This window comes from Chimaeribacter sp. YP20170169 (assembly GCF_056739715.1).
Map to the genome: position 1 here is coordinate 1,394,866 of NZ_CP176824.1, position 16,236 is coordinate 1,411,101.

The 16,236-nt window shown below is 56.2% G+C and carries 18 protein-coding genes and 4 tRNA genes; 13 read left to right on the plus strand and 9 right to left on the minus strand.

Annotation, left to right across the window (positions count from 1 at the left end; genetic code table 11):
* Positions 1–81: 81 nt before the first annotated feature.
* The 3 genes from ACK3SD_RS06160 to ACK3SD_RS06170 form a co-directional block, all read right to left on the minus strand.
* A complete protein-coding gene (locus tag ACK3SD_RS06160) occupies positions 82–1,815 on the minus strand; it encodes a hypothetical protein (protein ID WP_481127121.1) in 1,734 nt (577 codons plus the stop codon).
* A gap of 429 nt (positions 1,816–2,244) precedes the next feature.
* Positions 2,245–3,297 (minus strand): TRAP transporter substrate-binding protein DctP, encoded by a 1,053-nt coding sequence (dctP, locus tag ACK3SD_RS06165; protein ID WP_481127122.1) that lies wholly within the window; start codon positions 3,295–3,297, stop codon positions 2,245–2,247.
* A 479-nt stretch (positions 3,298–3,776) separates the two neighbouring features.
* Positions 3,777–3,852 (minus strand) — tRNA-Asn (locus tag ACK3SD_RS06170).
* Between the two features lie 359 nt (positions 3,853–4,211).
* On the opposite strand from ACK3SD_RS06170, the gene nac reads away from it, so the two are divergent.
* Positions 4,212–5,132 carry a nitrogen assimilation transcriptional regulator NAC gene (gene nac, locus ACK3SD_RS06175; protein ID WP_481127123.1) on the plus strand — a complete coding sequence of 307 codons (921 nt, stop codon included), beginning with the start codon at positions 4,212–4,214 and terminating at the stop codon, positions 5,130–5,132.
* A gap of 397 nt (positions 5,133–5,529) precedes the next feature.
* A complete protein-coding gene (locus ACK3SD_RS06180) occupies positions 5,530–7,005 on the plus strand; it encodes an EmmdR/YeeO family multidrug/toxin efflux MATE transporter (protein WP_481127124.1) in 1,476 nt (491 codons plus the stop codon).
* A 17-nt stretch (positions 7,006–7,022) separates the two neighbouring features.
* Here ACK3SD_RS06180 and ACK3SD_RS06185 read toward each other — a convergent pair.
* The 3 genes from ACK3SD_RS06185 to mtfA form a co-directional block, all read right to left on the minus strand.
* Positions 7,023–7,098: transfer RNA gene (locus tag ACK3SD_RS06185), tRNA-Asn, on the minus strand.
* A 483-nt stretch (positions 7,099–7,581) separates the two neighbouring features.
* Positions 7,582–7,657 (minus strand) — tRNA-Asn (locus ACK3SD_RS06190).
* Positions 7,658–7,752: 95 nt separating this feature from the next.
* Complete coding sequence (gene mtfA / locus ACK3SD_RS06195) at positions 7,753–8,517, minus strand: DgsA anti-repressor MtfA (RefSeq protein WP_481127505.1); 765 nt, start codon at positions 8,515–8,517, stop codon at positions 7,753–7,755.
* A gap of 93 nt (positions 8,518–8,610) precedes the next feature.
* On the opposite strand from mtfA, the gene ACK3SD_RS06200 reads away from it, so the two are divergent.
* Positions 8,611–8,700, plus strand: a tRNA-Ser gene (locus ACK3SD_RS06200).
* A gap of 71 nt (positions 8,701–8,771) precedes the next feature.
* Here ACK3SD_RS06200 and ACK3SD_RS06205 read toward each other — a convergent pair.
* Positions 8,772–9,128 (minus strand): hypothetical protein, encoded by a 357-nt coding sequence (locus tag ACK3SD_RS06205; protein ID WP_481127125.1) that lies wholly within the window; start codon positions 9,126–9,128, stop codon positions 8,772–8,774.
* 124 nt (positions 9,129–9,252) lie between these two features.
* A complete protein-coding gene (locus ACK3SD_RS06210) occupies positions 9,253–9,636 on the minus strand; it encodes a helix-turn-helix domain-containing protein (protein ID WP_481127126.1) in 384 nt (127 codons plus the stop codon).
* A 464-nt stretch (positions 9,637–10,100) separates the two neighbouring features.
* Between ACK3SD_RS06210 and ACK3SD_RS06215 the strand changes: the two genes are divergently transcribed.
* The 3 genes from ACK3SD_RS06215 to ACK3SD_RS06225 all read left to right on the plus strand — a co-directional run bounded on the left by ACK3SD_RS06215 (position 10,101) and on the right by ACK3SD_RS06225 (position 11,052).
* Positions 10,101–10,274 (plus strand): hypothetical protein, encoded by a 174-nt coding sequence (locus ACK3SD_RS06215; protein WP_481127127.1) that lies wholly within the window; start codon positions 10,101–10,103, stop codon positions 10,272–10,274.
* A gap of 82 nt (positions 10,275–10,356) precedes the next feature.
* Positions 10,357–10,704 carry a phage holin family protein gene (locus ACK3SD_RS06220; RefSeq protein WP_481127128.1) on the plus strand — a complete coding sequence of 116 codons (348 nt, stop codon included), beginning with the start codon at positions 10,357–10,359 and terminating at the stop codon, positions 10,702–10,704.
* Between the two features lie 84 nt (positions 10,705–10,788).
* Complete coding sequence (locus tag ACK3SD_RS06225; RefSeq protein ID WP_137762731.1) at positions 10,789–11,052, plus strand: ABC transporter ATP-binding protein; 264 nt, start codon at positions 10,789–10,791, stop codon at positions 11,050–11,052.
* A gap of 16 nt (positions 11,053–11,068) precedes the next feature.
* Here ACK3SD_RS06225 and ACK3SD_RS06230 read toward each other — a convergent pair whose 3' ends face one another.
* Positions 11,069–11,830 (minus strand): DUF2076 domain-containing protein, encoded by a 762-nt coding sequence (locus ACK3SD_RS06230; RefSeq protein ID WP_481127129.1) that lies wholly within the window; start codon positions 11,828–11,830, stop codon positions 11,069–11,071.
* Positions 11,831–12,009: 179 nt separating this feature from the next.
* On the opposite strand from ACK3SD_RS06230, the gene ACK3SD_RS06235 reads away from it, so the two are divergent.
* From ACK3SD_RS06235 to dsrB, 7 genes are all read left to right on the plus strand, one after another.
* Complete coding sequence (locus ACK3SD_RS06235) at positions 12,010–12,348, plus strand: hypothetical protein (RefSeq protein WP_481127130.1); 339 nt, start codon at positions 12,010–12,012, stop codon at positions 12,346–12,348.
* Between the two features lie 231 nt (positions 12,349–12,579).
* Positions 12,580–12,729: a hypothetical protein gene (locus tag ACK3SD_RS06240; RefSeq protein ID WP_168195816.1), complete on the plus strand. Its 150-nt coding sequence runs from the start codon at positions 12,580–12,582 to the stop codon at positions 12,727–12,729.
* A 193-nt stretch (positions 12,730–12,922) separates the two neighbouring features.
* Complete coding sequence (locus ACK3SD_RS06245; RefSeq protein ID WP_481127131.1) at positions 12,923–13,591, plus strand: metallophosphoesterase; 669 nt, start codon at positions 12,923–12,925, stop codon at positions 13,589–13,591.
* 84 nt (positions 13,592–13,675) lie between these two features.
* Positions 13,676–14,686, plus strand: coding sequence for an AI-2E family transporter (locus ACK3SD_RS06250; RefSeq protein ID WP_481127132.1), 1,011 nt, complete (start codon positions 13,676–13,678; stop codon positions 14,684–14,686).
* Positions 14,687–14,786: 100 nt separating this feature from the next.
* Positions 14,787–15,128 (plus strand): hypothetical protein, encoded by a 342-nt coding sequence (locus ACK3SD_RS06255; RefSeq protein WP_137762736.1) that lies wholly within the window; start codon positions 14,787–14,789, stop codon positions 15,126–15,128.
* 337 nt (positions 15,129–15,465) lie between these two features.
* Positions 15,466–15,675: a transcription antiterminator/RNA stability regulator CspE gene (cspE, locus tag ACK3SD_RS06260; protein ID WP_168195817.1), complete on the plus strand. Its 210-nt coding sequence runs from the start codon at positions 15,466–15,468 to the stop codon at positions 15,673–15,675.
* Between the two features lie 298 nt (positions 15,676–15,973).
* The gene (dsrB, locus tag ACK3SD_RS06265) at positions 15,974–16,168 is read left to right on the plus strand and encodes a protein DsrB (RefSeq protein WP_137762738.1); all 195 of its coding nucleotides are present in this window, start codon (positions 15,974–15,976) and stop codon (positions 16,166–16,168) included.
* Positions 16,169–16,236 lie beyond the last annotated feature (68 nt).

Genomic DNA, 16,236 nt, shown 5'->3' on the forward strand with positions numbered 1-16,236 from the left:
AGCAGCGGCCCGGCGCGGGGTGAGGTGGCTCACACTTTGCGGGAAAAAAGACCGGCGCCAGAAAGGCGCCGGGCATGGGCATCAGGCGGGCATGGCCACCAGCACTTTCCAGCCGGTGGGGGTGCCATCGGCATTGATATAGATAATGCCATCCTTCGCTGCTGGCTGGCCCAGCCGCTCCGTCATGGTACCCGCCGGGTAGACCGGGTAGGTGTGGTTGGGCGTTTTCCAGCCGCTCGCGGTCTTGGCGGTACAGCCGCGGGTGATGAAGCTGATGTTGCCAGAGCAACTGAAGCTGTCAAAGGCAACGTTATAGAACTGCACGGAGGCCGCGGAGGCGAGCACCGCCTTGGCGATATAACCGCCGTTGAAGATCGCCTGTGCCTGATAGGAGCCGGCAAAGGTGCCGGTGACGTTGCAGTTGTTGAAGGTCACTGGCGCGTAGCCCGCCCCTGGGCTGCGGGTGCCGCTGATGGTGCCGGTGAATTTGGTGTCATAGAAGGTCAGGCTACCTAATATGTTGCTGGTGAGGCTGAGATCCTTGACCTCGCCCTTGATGATCTTCACATGTTGCGCGTTGTAGCGGAAATCAATCTGCCCGGCCGTCGGGTTAATGACGGTGATGTTGTTTTCCAGCATCAGTTTGTTGGTAATTTCTGGCTCAACCAACGTGATATTGGCGGCGGGCGCGGAGATGGTCCAGGCATTGAAGCGGCAACTGGAGAACAATGACTTGGAGCCATAGCTGGTGCTGCAAATGGCGCCAGCCGCGTTGACGTTCCTGATCTCCGCCCGGTCAGTACCGATATTCACCGACAGGGTGGTGGTCACGCCAGGGCTTTGGCCGGTGGTGGAGTCCTTCAGATCCGAGTCCATAAACACCTGATTGATGGTGCTGTTGCCGATAATAATGTTGTGGTTGGTGTACTTCAGCCCGGAGGCCAGCCCGGTGGTGCCGTCATCCTCTGTCAGCACGATCAGCCGCTCGGCGTGGATGTTGTCATAGACATTGCGGACGTTGTTATTGATGAAAATGCCGCGATGGTAAGCCTGCTCGCACTGGATGGAGGAGATGTGGGTAGCGTTGAAGGTATCGCCGGAGGAGCCAAGCTCCAGTGCCCACTTATTGATATTGCCGCAGCGCTCAACGCTCAACCGCTCGAAGGTGGAGTCCCAGACCGAATCCATGTTGATGCCGGTGCCGTTAAAGCCGCTGACGCGGATATGGCCGCCAACGAACCACTGCCCCTTGATGTAGATGCCGTTCAGCTCGGTATCGCGGTTGTCGGCATCGAGCACCAGATCGCCGTCGATTACCATCCGGCTGCTGCGCCCGGCGTTGGGGGTATCGGTGGGATCGCCCATGGTGATGACATAGTCGCCGTCGAAATTCTTGGGGTTGACCTTGAAGCGGCCGGAGTCGTCGGACATCACGCGTTTGATCAGCGTAAAGTCGAGGGTGCCGCTGACGCGCCACGGCCCATGCTGGAAAAGCACCGACTTGTCGGCGGAGGCGGCCAGATAGTGGCGCATCTGCACCGTGCAATCCTCATTGCCGCCGGGGATGCAGCCAAAGTGCACCGGCAATAACTGCTCCGCTGTGCGACGCCAGCGCTTGCCCCCTTTGGTGACAATATATTCGCCGCCATCATCCGGGGTTTTGGTGTCATTAAACAGGGCCACAAAGGTGCCGCCGCCACTCGGCCGATCGTTTTTTTCCGCCCAGTCAGAATAATAACTAATGACCTGCATCAGCTGGCCATCTTCCCACGGCTCAATAGTGCGTAGTGTGGCAATATCTTGGCAACTGTCCATTATTAATACCTCATGGTTAATTTAGCGGGATAAATAACAATGATTTTGGTGGCCACCGTCCATAGTAATAATTGATGGAATTTATCTCGTCCACTGCTTTTATCAGGAATAGTGTTAAAGGGTTTTAGTTAATGATTTATAAGGGTTTTTATAGATTATTCCTGTGGCGTCGCGACAGAATTCATTTGCCTGAAAATAGTGCAGTGTCGCTTATTGAAAAAATGTTTTACGCTGTGCGAAGCCTCACAAATTTATTGTGCTGAGCAGCAGGATGGGGCATTAATTAAAATGAAGGGTTAAATAAAATCACAGGATAATAACGGTGCTGGCTATTTATTATAATAAACCGTGGTAAAAATTACGCAGCAAAAAGCCCGGACAGTTGCCTGTACGGGCTTTTCTACATTTGGCGCTGGCGGTTTATCCGCCTTAGTGTGCGGTCTGCCGCAGGGTGTCATCCATAAGGGCATTCACCTGCTTCATTACCGTTCCTGCCTCCTTGATGCCTTGCGCTTCCTGCTCTTTTACCCACTTAGCCTGCGCGGCCTGATAGTGGGTGGTGGTTTGCCATTGCGCCACTTCCTGCGAGTTCAGAAGGCGCACTGTGGCACCAATTTTACGCAAATCGTCTATTTGGGTGGTGAAGCTGCTGTCCATCACTGCGCCCAAGGAGTGATACGCCGTTTGCGCTGCGCGCTGGATCGCCGCCTGATCCTGTGGGGAGAGGGTGTCCCAGATTTTTTCGTTGATCGCCAGAATGTAAAGGTGTCCTAGCCACAGATCTTTGGCGATTAGCACGTTGGGGGCAAACTGGTAGGCTTTCAGATCGTAACCGCTATCGACGTTCAGCATCATGCCGTCAATCGCGCCGCTTTTCAGCGCGTTATAGGTTGGCTCACCCCAAGGCATTGTCACAGGCGTCGCGCCTGCACTGTGCAAAAAATCCCGGTGCCAGAAGCTGGCGGAACGCCAGGTGCCGCTGATCTCACTCAGGTTTGAGATGGGTTTGCTGCTGAAAAAGGCCAGCGGATAGCCCGTTTCCAGAAAAATACCCACCACATTATTTTTCTTCAACTCTGCCGGGAAGGCCGGAATATCGGCGTAAGCGCGGCGGAAGAAAGCAACCTGCTGCGCCCCGGTTGGGCCAACGGGGAAGCTTTTGAAGATCTGGTGCAGCGGCAGCTGGCTGGCGCTGTATTCCGGCACGATGGTTGCCATATCGACGTCACCCTTGCTGACTTTACCCAACGCCTCATAGCTGGTATTGAGCTCGCCGCCCCAATGCGCGTCGATTTTCAGACGACCGTGCGACTCCTTTTCAATAGCCGGAAACAATACGTCGTTGATAAAACGGGTACGCATTCCCCCCAGCGGCTCATGATCGCTGTAGATGAGCGTCCGGGTCGCCGACGCAGCAGCGGGGAGCAGCGATGTGGCGAGGAAAAGGGCCATCAGCGTGTGGTGCAAATATTCGTTTTTCATGCATGTCCTTCGCTTTGATGAAAAGTTAAATAATTTTTCGGCGTTGCCGTGGGCGATATTCTCTCTATCTCCCTGATTAAAGCAAAATAGGATGTTATTTATCGTCGTGCTTCCTTTATCTGCCTCTCAACGTTGCTGCCGCGCCTTAAAAAGGAGATATCCGGGTAGAGGCCAAAGGCCGGTTTTTCTCTTTGCCATCAAAGTGGTAGTTCATGAACCAGAGTTTTGGGCCGTAGGGTTTGCTCAGCAGTGATAATTCCGAGCTGTCTGGAAGAGAGAAGGAGTTATTGACGGGTTTAATGTTTATGGCGGTGGCATTGGCAAATGGAATAGGTGGGGAGGCTATTTTCGCAAATAACCCTGAGACCCAAAAATGCGGGATGTAAAAAACCCGTCAGCCCTTTAAAGGGCTGACGGGTAAAAATAACGTCTTATTTTTAACGTCTCCGGACTCGCTGGGATGTCCCGAAACTAAAATTTGGCTCCTCTGACTGGACTCGAACCAGTGACATACGGATTAACAGTCCGCCGTTCTACCGACTGAACTACAGAGGAATCGTGTGAACGGGGCGCATAATAACGGCCCCAATTAGGCTTGTCAAAGCCTGACACCTCCTTGGTGAACTGTTTGCCTTAACCTTCACCAATTTGCTGTCGGGTTGGCCGGTTTGGGCATTTAATCGGCTTATGACAGTGCGGGAGGGGTCATAAGTTTGCATTATGTTGGTGCAGCGCCTGCCCCAGTTAGCCCCGGCTGAATACGTACTTATTCACGGCCCACGACGTTGCCAGCCAAGGATTCCCGTTAGTTTCCCGATGATTAGCAGATAATCCCTGCTGATTGTGAGGCAGTTGGCCTGCTTCTTGCTGTAGTCATGCAGGTTTTCCCTTTCCTGATGCATTTGGAGGCAGCGATGAACTTAAGACGGTTAAAATATTTCGTGAAAATCGTCGATATCGGCAGTCTGACCCAGGCCGCAGAGATCCTGCATATCGCCCAGCCTGCCCTGAGCCAGCAGTTGGCGACCCTGGAGGGAGAACTGCACCAACAGTTGTTGATCCGCACCAAGCGTGGCGTAACGCCCACCGAGGCGGGCAATATCCTGTATGGCCACGCGCAGACCATTCTGCGCCAGTGCGAGCAGGCGCAACATGCGGTCTACAGTGCCGGGCAGGCGCTGAGCGGGCAGGTGGCCGTGGGTCTGGCGACCGGTTCGGCCGCCTCTGAGCTGGCATTGCCGCTGTTGCAGGCGGTGCGTGACCAACACCCTGGCATTTTACTCTATCTAAGTGAGAACGCCGGCGCGGCATTGGGCGAGGCGATGACCAGTGGCCGCATGGATCTGGCGGTGCTCTACGGCAACAAGGCACCGGCTGGCCTGCGCTACACGCCGCTGGCCCATGAGGATCTCTATCTGGTGGGCAGCACGGCAGTGTCCAATCCCGGTGCGTTTATCGAACTGGCGGAGGTGGCGAAGCAGAGCTTGTTCCTGCCACGCAGTTACCATGTGATGCGCAAGCTGGTGGATGAGGCGCTGGCGTTACGCCGCTTGCAGGCCAAGGTGATTGGCGAGATTGAGTCCGCGCCGACCCTGACGGCCGCCGTAGCCAGCGGCCTCGGGGCCACTATCCTGCCAGAGTCAGCGGCGCGGGCGATGGTCGGCCCGGCCAAGGCGTGGATGTCACGCATCAGCGGCCCCGGCATCCAGGTGCCGCTGTCGCTCTGTCTGGCGGACAACCGGCCACTGACGCCCGCCGCCGAGGCGGTGAAAAAGATCCTGCTGTCGCTGATGGGCGAGGGCGCATCCAGTACCCGCATGGCTGCCGTGGCCTGAGGAGCGACCCCAACCGTGCAAAAGGGCACTACCCTGGTGTATGACGGGCCGTTATTCACGGCGGCCCGGTCACAAAGGGCCACGGATTCTGTATCGCACGGGCGGCTGGTCATGGCCGTCGTCCGCAATACTCTCTATGCCCGTCCCCCACAGTGACACTACTCTGCCTATCTAAAACACTTCCATCGACCGTACCTCCCCAGCCACCTGGCCTTCAATCCGGTCGCGCTGACGGAGGTTGTGCAAGCGGGAACAGCGGCAGGAGTAACCCAAGCTTAAAGAAACTACCTTTGCCAAAATGGCGCCTCCTGCCGGTGCCCTCAAAAAAAGGGTGGCAGAACTGTCGCGAGTAACTCATTATTTGAAATGTGGTTTCACTCTCCCTCGCAGGCCAACATTGAACGTATACGCTGTATTGCGCCAACGCGTAATGAATACGCACTGGTACGTAAATCGAAAGAGCTATCGGGTGCTGTTCTGGCGTGAGATCACGCCGCTGGCAATCCCTATCTTCCTGGAAAATACCTGTGTGCTGCTGATGGGGGTGCTAAGCACCTTCCTGGTCAGTTGGCTGGGCAAGGAGGCGATGGCCGGGGTGGGGCTGGCAGACAGCTTCAACATGGTGGTGATCTCCTTCCTCGCCGCGGTCGATCTCGGCACCACGGTGGTGGTGGCCTTTAGCCTCGGCAAGCGTGACCGCAAGCGGGCGCGGGCAGCGGCACGACAGTCGCTGGTGCTGATGACCCTTGTCGCGCTGCTGCTGGCGATTGGCATCCATATTGAGGGCGAGCGCATTGTCGATGTGATCGCTGGCGAAGCCACCCCCGAAGTAAAGGCGATGGCACTCTCCTACCTACAGACTACCGTCTGGAGCTACCCGGCCGCCGCCATCGCGCTGATTGGCAGTGGGGCGCTGCGTGGGGCGGGCAATACCAAAATTCCGCTGCTGATCAATGGCGGCATGAACATCCTTAACATCATGATCAGTAGCGTGCTGATCTATGGCCTGTTCAACTGGGAAGGCCTGGGCTTTATCGGTGCCGGGCTGGGGCTAACCATCTCACGCTATATTGGCGCGATCGGCATTCTCTATGTGCTGATGATCGGCTTTAACCCGGCGTTGCATATTCCGCTGCGTAGCTATTTTACGCCGCTCAAGCTCAATATCCTGTGGGAGGTGCTGGCGATCGGCATCCCGGCCAGCATCGAGTCAGTGCTGTTCAACGGCGGCAAGCTGTTGACGCAGATGTTCGTTGCTGGCATGGGCACCAGCGTGATTGCCGGCAACTTTATCGCCTTCTCCATCGCTTCGCTGATTAACCTGCCGGGCAACGCCCTCGGGTCGGCGTCCACCATCATTGTCGGCAAGCGGCTGGGCAAGGGGCAGATTGGTCAGGCGGAGCGCCAGCTGCGCCACGTCTTCTGGCTCTCCACCATCGGGCTGACGATGATTGCCTGGGTTACCGCACCGCTGGCTGGCGTGCTGGCCTCCTTCTATACCCATGACGAGGAGGTCAAACAGGTGGTGAAGGAGCTTATCTGGCTCAACGCCCTGTTTATGCCTATCTGGGCCGCCTCCTGGGTGCTGCCTGCTGGCCTGAAAGGGGCGCGTGACGCCCGTTTCGCCATGTGGGTATCGCTGCTGGGCATGTGGGGCTGTCGCATTGTGGCCGGTTATACGCTGGGCATCATGCTGGGAATGGGCGTGCTGGGGGTATGGTTGGGTATGGTGTGCGACTGGGCGGTACGGGGCATCTGCTTCTACTGGCGGCTGGTCAGCGGCCGCTGGCTGTGGAAGTATCCGCGCCAACGCGGCGGGGTCACCGTCACGCCGCCAGCCCGTCGCTGGCAGAAAGCAAAAAGCCCGCGCTAGGCGGGCTTTTCTAAATTTGGCTCCTCTGACTGGACTCGAACCAGTGACATACGGATTAACAGTCCGCCGTTCTACCGACTGAACTACAGAGGAATCGTGTGAACGGGGTGCATAATAACGATGCCCCCCTGCCTTGTCAAAGCCGAATCGTTGTTCGCGGCGCGTTTGCTCTCTTCTTGAGCAGGGTGCGCTTTTTCTCGCCGATGACATCCCTGATCCTGTCCATCTCAAGGCCACTACCCGCCTTTTTATTGCCCTAACGCAAAACACCTGCATCTCATCAGGCTATTATAGCCCGCGCTCTATTTAATGATGATCGATAGCGGAAATTACGAGATGTCCCAGAATGGTTGGATAGTATTAGCGGTGTTACTGTCACTATTAAGCCTATTCTCTTTTATCCGGCACGCCATATTGGTAAAAGAGCGAAAATTGGCAATAGAAATGGAGAGACGCGGCTGGCAAATTTATTCTAATAAATCCAGAGTGCGGAGAAAATAAGCGTTTCCATGCCGCAAGGGAATATATGCGGCATGAAATGAAAAAAGCCTGCTTTAAAAGCAGGCTTTTCGAATTTGGCTCCTCTGACTGGACTCGAACCAGTGACATACGGATTAACAGTCCGCCGTTCTACCGACTGAACTACAGAGGAATCGTGTGAACGGGGCGCATCATATCCAGCCTTCAGGATGCTGTCAACGGCTAAATTGCATTGAATGTGCAACCGCTCATCATCTAAGCAACTGTTTAGCCACGCAACGCCAGCCGCTGTAGCGGATCCTGCCGGTAGAAGGCAGTAAAATGGCGGTAAAGTGCCGGGAAGCGTTCGGCCAGCAACTCTGGCGCACTAAAGAAATATTCGGAAAGCACCGCGAAGCACTCGGCGGCATCGGTGGCGGCGTAGGCATCCATGCTGGCGGCCTCTTCACCCACCTGGTCAATCTCATCCTGGATACTCTCCATCGCCAGGTGCAGTTGTTGTTCCCAGACGGCAATCTCGCGCAGGGGCAGGGGAGGGACACCGTTCGCCACGCCGCCGTTGCGCATATCAAGTTTATGCGCCGTCTCATGGATCACCAGGTTATAGCCAGAGAGGTCAAAGGAGTCCTGCACGTCGAGCCAGTTCAGCACGATCGGCCCCTGCTCCCAGCTCTGCCCGGCGTGCACCATCGGGCCGCTGTGCACCAATCCATGCTCATCCTGCCAGTTATCCTCCACCATAAAGGGTTCGGGATAGATCAGCACTTCATGGAAACCGCCCAGCCACTCCACCCCAAGCGACAGCACCGGCAGGGTGAACAGTAATGCCAAACGGCCAGCCATCAGCGGGGTGAGCGCCAACTCCTGTAACGGCACTAACCGCTTCTGGCGCAGGAACTGCTGCGCCAGGGTGACCAGTTGCGCCTGCTCCGGTGCGCTGAGCGGTGCCAGCAAAGGGATAGCGAGCGCCTCCTGCCAGGGCACAGGCGGCGTAGCGGGAGGGGAGAGAGCTTTCCACGGCCACTTAATCATCATCTTGCTCGCAAAGTGTTCATTCGGACGGATTGGCGCAGGTTAGGACTGTAAAAATGCCGCAAAACAGGGCATGATGGCAACCGCAATTACGGAGAGATGCCGGAGCGGCTGAACGGACCGGTCTCGAAAACCGGAGTAGGGGTAACTCTACCGGGGGTTCAAATCCCCCTCTCTCCGCCACTATTCAAGCACTTACTGCCCTTCCTGTCTGTGATAAACCTCTCGCCCGTCTGTTAAATCCCTCTGCAAGACTATTTCCGCGACACCACCCCATTGGCAAACTGCTCAGTCACGGCGGCCGCATGGTTCAGCGCATTGGCCTGCGCCAAATACCCTCTCTGCCTGGCGCGCTCCGCCTGCTGGCGCAAATAAGCGATGATTTTGCTGGTGGCCTGTGTCTCAATGTCCGCAATCACGGCATTGGTCAGGGGAATGTTTTGCAACGCGCCGCCAAGGGTCTGGATGGCAAACACCACCCGCCCACAGCTGGCGAGCTTTCTGGCTTCTGCCACGCGCTGTTTAAGAGCCGCATTCTCCGCGGCCAGCGCCACATAGGTGGCCGCCGTGATCCGCGGCCGGCGCGCCCTTTGCTGCAATAATATCGACATGGCAACCTCCCGCAACGCACACGCTGTCGGCACAGTGCCGACGGGCAGGAACTGATACACCAAATATAAGCCTGAAGCTTATAAGCTGTCAACGTACAGCCTGATGGTCAGCACCTCATGCCGCTCAGAGGTCGCGTTTGCGGCGCAGCAGGTAGCTCTCAGTGAAGGCATCCAACTCCTTAAGGCGCTGCTCAAACACCGCTAGCATGTTCTCCTGCTCCAGATCCGGCAGTTGGTCGAACAGGTCAAGTAGCCGTTGCTGACGGTGGCTGAGGCCGGAGACCGGCTCCACCTGCTCACCCAGCAGCCAGGGCAGCGGAATGCCCAGCGCCTGCGCCAGCCGCAGGGCCGACGTCTTGCTAATCTGCCCACGCCGGTACCAGCCGTTAACCGACTGCGGGCTGACGCCAGCTATCCTGGCCATCTCGGCTTTCGAGATACCCTTCATTTTGATCAGTTCATCCAGCCGGGTGGCCAGGGCATGATCGGCGCGGTTTAGTGATTTCATCAATCGAGTATATCCATAAGGTTTAAGCTTATGAATAAGCTTGAACCTGAATTTATTGTAAGCCCAAGGCTTATTGTGCTATGGTGAAAAGACCACCACTTTATGAGGCTGGTGAGGCTTCTCAGTGAGAGTGGTGAGCCAGCAGGGTTAACCTCCGCTCATCTTTTGCACAGGGCATCCTGTGGGGGAGCCGCCGGTGATTCTGCCGGCAGGGATGATTCCTGTTTAAGTGTCAGACATACACCACGCATAAATTTAACGGCTGAAGGTACGCCGCGCCACCGCTGTTTATGGCTAACAGAATGGCGCCGGTAATAAAAAACCGGGGGAATGCCCCTTTCTCTCCCGACTTCAGCGCGGCTAATTTGATGAATAGCCCATTCAGGTATTAGATAATAATTCGCGCGCAAGGATTAAATGGACAGGCCCCCGCAGGGGATGAACAATTAATCGGAATGACGGCTATGACGTTTGACAACTTACGTGAATATATCTCGGTGGCGGGGCGGTATGAACTGTATACCGATGGCGAAGAGATTATCTGGGTATTACCGCTTGCGGATGACCAGGTGATCATTACGCCGGAATCCTATGAAGAATTATTAAACCAATACGGTTATAAAATTGTCCCGATCTGACCCGTGCGGCGCGCCATGCAGCAGGGTGGCGCGCTTGCCGATGGCCGGGCATGGGCACATTCACCAGAGCGTTGGAGGCGTTATGTCGACTTCACAACCCGAATGGCTGCTTCACCTGTGGCAGCTGGGCCAGTGGCTGCTGGACCATCCACTGGGCTTTTTTACCGGCCTGTCTGCCTTTGTGGTCTCCTGCTGGTCAGGGCTGGCGGAGGGGCGGCGCGGCAGCCGGTTACTGACCGGCGGCATTGTCTGCGTCTTGATCACCCTAGCGGTGGTGGGCGCGATGCGTTCCAGTGGGCTACATGCCGCTTGGATGCCAATCATCGGCATTCTGGTGGGCTTTATCGGCGCGGATCGCATCCGTGACGCGATCCTCTCCGCCTGGGAGAGCCGGCGTATCCCACCTTTTATCGATCCGGGAAACAAATAGCGCAGAAAAAACGCGTTATTCCTTGAAATTATAAAGCGATGCCCCCATATAGCCTTTTCTGTCAACCCAACCTAGGAGAGAAAAATGGGCATTAGCGAAAAAGAACATCTCCGTCGTCAGGCGCATGAGAAGCACCAAATCAGCCACAGTGCGACCTGGCTGGCCGCCGTCTCAGGCGCCTACTTTATTCTGATGGCCTGCTACGGCCAGCCCATCGGGGCGATGGTGCTCTCTGGGGGATTTTGTGCGGTAGCGACCGTCAAGGCCTGGACAAAGCGGCGTAAGGCGAACGCTTATAAAAGAAAGCTGCGTGGGCTGGAGCGGGAGCAGGGGGCACCGGTCGCCTGACCGGTACCCACCAACGTTACAGGAAGGAGTCGTCGTCGTCGCTGCCGAAGCTGTCGTCGCCGAAGCCGCCGCCAAACGTATCGTTCTGCTGATCAAGGAAGCCATTGCTGGCAAACTGGTCATCGTTGCCGTTGAAGGTATCCAGGTTATTGGATTGGTCAAAGTCCTGGAACATCTGCTGGTCTTCCGCGGTATTGACCGGCAACGGCGCCTCTTCATTCACGATGTTCACAATCTCTTCCGGCTGGGAGTGATGGAACATGCCCGTCAACATATCTGCCAGCATTACCCCGCCTGCCACACCGGCCGCCGTTTGCAGCGCGCCGCCAATAAAACTGCCCGCGCGTGAAGGGGCCTGCTGCTGCGCATAGGGCTGGCCATAGGGCTGCTGCTGGGGCGCGTTGTTCCAGGCCGCCTGATTTTGCTGCGCGGCCTGATAATTGTTCTGGCCTGGGATCGGCTGTGAACCGGCGTTATTGCGCTGGCCGCCGCCAAACAGGCTGGAGAGGAAGCCGCCGCTCTGCTGGGGCTTGGCCGCTGCCTGTTGCTGCAGCGCATTGACCTGCGCTTCCAGGTCACGCACCCGCTGATCCATCCGCTTCAGCGCCGCTTCCTGAATGATGATGGATTGCGCCATATAGTAAGGTGCGGCGGGCTGATCGCGCAGGCGCTGTTGGATGTGCTGCTCTGCGCCACGGTCGCGGGCTGCGGTCTGGGACTCGGTCTGTTTGAGACGATCAAACAGCCCGTCAATCAGGCGTTGTTCTTCATTTTGCATAGAAACCTCCAGTGGTTTTGCAGCGCCGCATTACGTTGACGCGGCTAATGGCAAGGCCAATTGACTGCACGGTATTCAGGTTAATAATAGTTGACGTTACATCCTTTCGAGCAGTGAATAAACGCGCCAAAAGTAAAGCTGTCCAGAAATTTGTTACTATTTAGTTCCTTAGATGGATTTTGCACCAGTCCGCTGCGCCAGCTCCCGCTCTTTTGCCCCTTTTCGCGCTTTCATCCGCCGCCTATAGACAAGCCAAACGATCTCTGAAGCGGATTTCACTTTTATTCCGCGCGGTTTGGGGGGTTGACAGCCTTTATAAAGATTGCATCCGGGTCAAAGCCGGTCATTTCCGGGGTGATTTATTAGCCATGTCGATGTTTTATGCTTCTTTGTTCCGAATTTTTAGCGGTTTTGTGGAAGGCATTTGCCAAAAAAAGCCAAAGAGAGGGGAGGGCAACGGCTCATTTAGGAAAAAAGAGCCAAACGGCATGAAAAAAAGCAAAACGCAGGGGGTTTGAATTTAGTCATTAATTATCATGCGGTTGCAAAGTTAACTCTCTCGGATTTCACTTTTCTCGTGACGTGCGGACAGAAAATAAAGTGAAAAGTCGTAAAATCTGAGGAGGTTTTACATTTCACTGATTGCACTGCCTGGGTGGCTATGTGATGGTCGGAAGGTCTAAGACAAATCGCAGTAAAGCAATAATAAGGATTACTGATTAAATCGTCTCTTGTTACGGAGGTTTTGTATGTCTATCGTCTGGCCTTGCCTGGCACTGTTATTACTGGTTGTCTCCTTTTACGCATTTAAAATGCATCGTGGCCAAAAAGAGAAAAAACGGCTGATTGTGCGCTCGCGAATGATGTCGTTCCGTCGTCGCCACCACAGCCATAGTTAAAGCGTGCCCGCTGCCACAGCAATCACCACTGATTTAAAAAATAAATGGGCATGTCCTAACCACGCATTTTTATTTTTTGACTTAGGATGCGTTCGTTTCACGACGCGCAGGCGCATCCGGCCCCTTGCCGGATGCGCTCCTCCTCTCTCCCGAGCCGCTATACTTGCAGGATATTTTCTGCATGGGGCGTGCTATGTACCTTCGCATCGACGGCAGCCAATACCGGCAAATTTTGGTCGCCGGCGATATCCACGGCTGTTACCAACTGCTTCACCAACAACTGCAAACCTACCAATTCGACCCCGAACAGGATCTGCTGCTCTCGGTCGGTGACATCATCGATCGCGGGCCACAGAGCCTCTCCTGCCTTGGGCTGCTAGAGGCACCCTGGTTCCGCATGGTGCTGGGTAACCACGAGCAGATGGCCTTTACCGCGCTGCTAAGCGGCATGGAGCAGCACTGGCAACGCAATGGCGGCGACTGGTTCAGCCGGCTGCGCGGCGAAGCGCGTTTGCGGGCCGAGCGCCTGCTGCGCCGCTGTGAGCAGTTGCCGCTGGTGATGGAGGTGACCCACCTGCCGCAGCGTGTTGTCATCGCCCACGCGGACTATCCGGCGGCGCACTACCGCTATGAGCAGCCAGTGGATGCCGAGGCGCTGGTCTGGAACCGCGATCGCATCAGCCGGGCGCTGGAGGGGGAGGGGGAGCGCATTGGCGGTGCCGACCTGTTCCTGTTTGGCCATACGCCCCTCAAGCGGCCACTCAAATTCCTTAACCAACTCTACCTGGATACCGGCGCGGTCTTTGGCGGCCGCCTGACGCTGCTGCGCATCAAGCGGCCTGAACCTCTTTCGTCACGATAGATGGCACTGCCGCGCAGGCCCGACGAAGTGCTATGATGCGCAGCGGGCGCGCTGGGCGCTGCTTTGGGCATAAGGAATTTTGCAATGCAGATCATGTCGTTGAACCAAGTCCGCTGGCTGAGCCTGATTGTGGTGATGGGGGGGCTGATACTGGTGCTGCCGCTGCACCTGCTCGGTTGCTTTATCGCGGGCTTTGTGGTGTATGAGCTGGTCAACACCCTGACACCGCACTTCCAGAAGGTGATCAGCGGCGACCGCGCCCGCTGGCTGGTGGTGGCGCTGATCAGTACGGTGGTAGTGAGCGGCCTGATTGCCGCGGTGGCCGGCATCATCAGCTTCCTGATGCAGGATGTGCAGAACATGGCGGTCTTCAGCGCCAAGCTGGCGGTGCTGCTGGAGGATGCCCAATCACGCCTGTCGCCGGTGATGTCGCGCTACTTGCCCTCCAACATTGAGGAGCTGCAACACCAGTTCCTGCTCTGGCTGCGCGCCCACGTGGCCATGCTGCAAAACATCGGCAAGAACGCGGCGCACACCTTCATCACCATGCTGATTGGCATGGTGCTGGGCGCCATTGTCTCCCTGCAACGTGATGACGGCGCCCAGCCGCAGCCGCCGCTGAAGGCGGAGCTGACCCAGCGCGTGCGCCTGCTGGCGAGCGCCTTCCGCAATATCGTCTTCGCCCAGTTCAAGATCTCGCTGATTAACACCGTGCTCTCGGCGCTGTTCCTGTTTGGCGTGCTGCCGCTGTTCGGCATCCACCTGCCGCTGGCCAAGACGCTGGTGGTGGTGACGTTTCTCTGTGGTCTGATCCCCGTGATCGGCAATCTCATCTCCAATGCCCTCATTTTCCTGGTGGGTCTCTCCCTCTCACTGTGGGTGGGGATTCTGGTGCTCAGCTACCTGATTATCATCCATAAGGTCGAGTACTTCCTGAACGCGCGCATAGTTGGCACCCGCATCAATGCCCGCTCCTGGGAGATCCTGCTGGCGATGCTGGTGTTTGAGTCCGCCTTTGGGCTGCCGGGGGTGATCGCCGCGCCGATCTACTATGCCTATCTGAAGAATGAGTTACGCCATGCGGCGCTGATTTGATTGCGGCGCGAAATAAAAAGTGTGATCCCGGTCGGGGGTGGCTTCTCCCGTCCGGGAGCTGGTGGTATTCTCTGTGACTTTCGTGGGCGAAGGGAAAAAAGTGGCAAAAGATTTAGATCAGTTACTCAGAGATATCGATCTTCTGATTGAGCAAGCAGAGCACCTGAAAGCGATACCCCCCCGCCCGGAACGTCTTCCCCCCACTGTCAATGGCCGGACTTACGACTCGTTCTGCGAAACCTTCGCCATCAAGGCGGTGCTGCGGGCGCTGATTGGCTCGGTGGATACCATCGTCAAGGTGCAGATGGCGCATAAGGTGGAGCAGGACATCGCCCGACTGGATGATCAGGTGCGGCAATTGGGCGGCGAGCACGCCGGGCCAGAGGAGTTGGCGCAGATCACTGCCTACGTGCGACATGCGGTATCACAAATTTTAGGGTAGGCCCAGCGGGCTGAAAAAGGGGCGCGACACCCGCTGGGGCCGCGCCCCTGCTGCATCTGGCGGGGCAGACACGCCGTGGCAGGTGCCGGGAATAGCAGCAGTTGCCATGCCTCGTCATAAAAAAGGTTGCTATTAGGGGGCGGCTATGAGTAAATGAGTCTCGGCCTGTGGAACAGACCTATTTATGCACGACATCCTGAGTAAAGTAGTTTCAATCTAAGCGTTATCGTTGATAGCCCTTCTGTGACGAATTTCCTTCTGAGTGCCTCATAAGTAATGACTGAAAGCCGGCTATATTTCGCCTTCGGCGTCTCATTTTATTTTTAAGGAATTTATCATGACTATGATGAAAGGTCAGGTTAAGTGGTTCAACGAGTCTAAAGGCTTCGGTTTCATTACTCCGGCTGACGGCAGCAAAGACGTGTTCGTACACTTCTCCGCTATCCAAGGCAACGGCTTCAAGACCCTGGCTGAAGGCCAGAACGTACAGTTCTCCATCGAGAACGGTGCTAAAGGTCCGTCTGCGGCTAACGTTACCGCTATCTAAGCTGACTGCCGTGCCGCCTTATGCGGCGCCGCACCAGTTAAAAAACCCGCTTCGGCGGGTTTTTTTGTTTTTGTCGCCTGGAAAATGGGCAAAAAAAAGCCCGCTGTGCGCGGGCAAAGTTCCTTGTTACATCGTTTTTTAAAGCGACTACTTTGGGGGGTAGTACAGACGTAGTCTAGGGCAAAGCGGGTGCAAGATTCTCGCCGCTAACTGTTAAAGATTTGAAAAGATGCAGGTCAAAGACAGTACGCGCAGGCTATGGTAGCTTTAGTGGGCCATCTGATAACGAGGAGCGGCCATGAAAGTCAATGACGTGGTAACAGTGAAGACCGACGGGGGGCCACGCCGTGAGGGCGTCATCCTGGCGGTGGAGCAGTTTAATGAAGGGGTGATGTATCTGGTGAAGCTGGAGGATTACCCCACCGGCATCTGGTTCTTCAATGAGGTGGACAGCCTGGATGGTACCTTTGTGGAGCCGAAAGCACAGGATTGACCCCGTGGGGGCGGCACCCGCTGCCCCCAGCCGCCCGCCAACTCTTCCTTCCTACCCGCTTTATTCCT

What these genes read in the sequence shown, in the direction of transcription:
- ACK3SD_RS06160 (WP_481127121.1), bottom strand. Translation starts at nt 1,815, where the DNA reads ATGGACAGTTGCCAAGATATTGCCACACTACGCACTATTGAGCCGTGG.
- dctP (WP_481127122.1), bottom strand. Translation starts at nt 3,297, where the DNA reads ATGAAAAACGAATATTTGCACCACACGCTGATGGCCCTTTTCCTCGCC.
- nac (WP_481127123.1), top strand. Translation starts at nt 4,212, where the DNA reads ATGAACTTAAGACGGTTAAAATATTTCGTGAAAATCGTCGATATCGGC.
- mtfA (WP_481127505.1), bottom strand. Translation starts at nt 8,517, where the DNA reads ATGATTAAGTGGCCGTGGAAAGCTCTCTCCCCTCCCGCTACGCCGCCT.
- ACK3SD_RS06205 (WP_481127125.1), bottom strand. Translation starts at nt 9,128, where the DNA reads ATGTCGATATTATTGCAGCAAAGGGCGCGCCGGCCGCGGATCACGGCG.
- ACK3SD_RS06210 (WP_481127126.1), bottom strand. Translation starts at nt 9,636, where the DNA reads ATGAAATCACTAAACCGCGCCGATCATGCCCTGGCCACCCGGCTGGAT.
- ACK3SD_RS06215 (WP_481127127.1), top strand. Translation starts at nt 10,101, where the DNA reads ATGACGTTTGACAACTTACGTGAATATATCTCGGTGGCGGGGCGGTAT.
- ACK3SD_RS06220 (WP_481127128.1), top strand. Translation starts at nt 10,357, where the DNA reads ATGTCGACTTCACAACCCGAATGGCTGCTTCACCTGTGGCAGCTGGGC.
- ACK3SD_RS06225 (WP_137762731.1), top strand. Translation starts at nt 10,789, where the DNA reads ATGGGCATTAGCGAAAAAGAACATCTCCGTCGTCAGGCGCATGAGAAG.
- ACK3SD_RS06230 (WP_481127129.1), bottom strand. Translation starts at nt 11,830, where the DNA reads ATGCAAAATGAAGAACAACGCCTGATTGACGGGCTGTTTGATCGTCTC.
- ACK3SD_RS06240 (WP_168195816.1), top strand. Translation starts at nt 12,580, where the DNA reads ATGTCTATCGTCTGGCCTTGCCTGGCACTGTTATTACTGGTTGTCTCC.
- ACK3SD_RS06245 (WP_481127131.1), top strand. Translation starts at nt 12,923, where the DNA reads ATGTACCTTCGCATCGACGGCAGCCAATACCGGCAAATTTTGGTCGCC.
- ACK3SD_RS06250 (WP_481127132.1), top strand. Translation starts at nt 13,676, where the DNA reads ATGCAGATCATGTCGTTGAACCAAGTCCGCTGGCTGAGCCTGATTGTG.
- cspE (WP_168195817.1), top strand. Translation starts at nt 15,466, where the DNA reads ATGACTATGATGAAAGGTCAGGTTAAGTGGTTCAACGAGTCTAAAGGC.
- dsrB (WP_137762738.1), top strand. Translation starts at nt 15,974, where the DNA reads ATGAAAGTCAATGACGTGGTAACAGTGAAGACCGACGGGGGGCCACGC.